The sequence below is a fragment of the Novosphingobium panipatense genome (genome assembly GCF_900182875.1).
Lineage (GTDB): Bacteria > Pseudomonadota > Alphaproteobacteria > Sphingomonadales > Sphingomonadaceae > Novosphingobium > Novosphingobium panipatense.
Genome location: NZ_FXUI01000052.1, coordinates 1 through 1,736, shown reverse-complemented (window position 1 = coordinate 1,736; position 1,736 = coordinate 1). Strand labels below are relative to the sequence as shown.

Annotated in this window: 1 protein-coding gene; it reads left to right on the top strand. The window is 64.5% G+C overall.

Features of this window, described 5'->3' with window-relative positions; translation table 11 throughout:
* The coding region (gene scpA, locus QOL62_RS19735) for a methylmalonyl-CoA mutase (protein WP_283407307.1) at positions 1-1,736 on the top strand (1,736 nt) is incomplete at both ends.

Sequence of the window (1,736 nt, the reverse complement as noted above, 5' to 3'; positions counted from 1 at the left end):
GCGGCGGCGAAGGAGGTCAAGGGCAAGGACCTGACCTGGAACACGCCCGAGGGCATCGCGGTGAAACCGCTCTACACCGCCGAGGACGTGACCGTCGATCCCGGCCTCCCCGGCTTTGCGCCCTTCACGCGCGGCGTGCGCGCATCGATGTATGCCGGCCGCCCCTGGACCATCCGCCAGTACGCCGGGTTCTCCACTGCCGAGGAGTCGAACGCGTTCTATCGCCGCAACCTGGCGGCCGGTCAGAAGGGCCTGTCGGTCGCGTTCGACCTCGCCACGCACCGTGGCTACGATTCGGATCACCCGCGCGTGGTGGGCGATGTCGGTAAGGCGGGCGTCGCGATCGATTCGGTCGAGGACATGAAGATCCTGTTCGACGGCATCCCGCTCGACCAGATGTCCGTCTCGATGACCATGAACGGCGCGGTGATCCCGATCCTTGCGTTCTTTATCGTCGCCGGTGAAGAGCAGGGCGTTGAGCGCAGGCTGCTCGACGGGACCATCCAGAATGACATCCTCAAGGAGTTCATGGTCCGCAACACCTACATCTACCCGCCCGAGCCGAGCATGCGGATCATTTCCGACATCTTCGGCTACACCAGCCGGGAGATGCCCAAGTTCAACTCGATCTCGATCTCCGGCTACCACATGCAGGAAGCCGGTGCGACGCAGGTCCAGGAACTGGCGTTCACCATCGCCGACGGTGCCGAATACGTGAAGTACGGCGTCGCTTCGGGCCTTGATATCGACAAGTTCGCCGGCCGCCTCTCGTTCTTCTTCGCGATCGGCATGAACTTCTTCATGGAAGTCGCCAAGCTGCGCGCGGCGCGTGTGCTCTGGCACCGCGTGATGACGAACCTCGGCGCGAAGGACGAGCGCTCAAAGATGCTGCGCACGCACTGCCAGACTTCGGGCGTATCGCTGCAGGAGCAGGACCCCTACAACAACGTCATCCGCACGACGATCGAGGCGATGGCCGCAATGCTGGGCGGCACTCAATCGCTCCACACGAATGCGCTGGACGAGGCGATCGCCCTGCCCACCGACTTCTCGGCGCGCATCGCCCGCAACACGCAGATCGTCATTCAGGAAGAGACCGGGATGACCAAGGTGGTCGATCCCTTGGGCGGCTCCTACTATATCGAGGCGTTGACGCAGGAACTGGTCGACAAGGCCTGGGAAATCATCCAGCGCGTCGAAGCGGAAGGCGGCATGGCGAAGGCTGTTGCGGCCGGCTGGCCCAAGGCGATGATCGAGGAAGCCGCCGCCGCCCGTCAGGCCCGCGTCGATCGGGGCGAGGATGTGATCGTCGGCGTCAACAAGTACCGGCTCGCCAACGAAGACCTTCTCGAAACTCTGGAGGTCGATAACGCAAAGGTGCGCGAGGCCCAGATTGCCCGCATAAACAAGGTCAAGGCAGAGCGCGACGAAGCCGCCTGCCAGGCTGCACTCCAGGCGCTGCGCGACGGAGCCGCGGCACCCGCGAGCCTCGAAAACAACTTGCTGGCCCTTGCCGTCGAAGCCGCGCGCGCCCGTGCAACGCTGGGCGAGATCAGCAGCGCTATGGAAGAGAGCTTCCAGCGCTACGGCACCCAGCCCACTCCTGTTAAGGGCGTCTACGCCGCGCCTTACGCAGGTGATCCGCGCTGGCAGCAGGTGCTCGACGGCGTGGCTGCGGTGGAACGTCGCCTTGGTCGCAAGCCCAAGCTGCTGGTCGCCAAGATGGGCCAGGACGG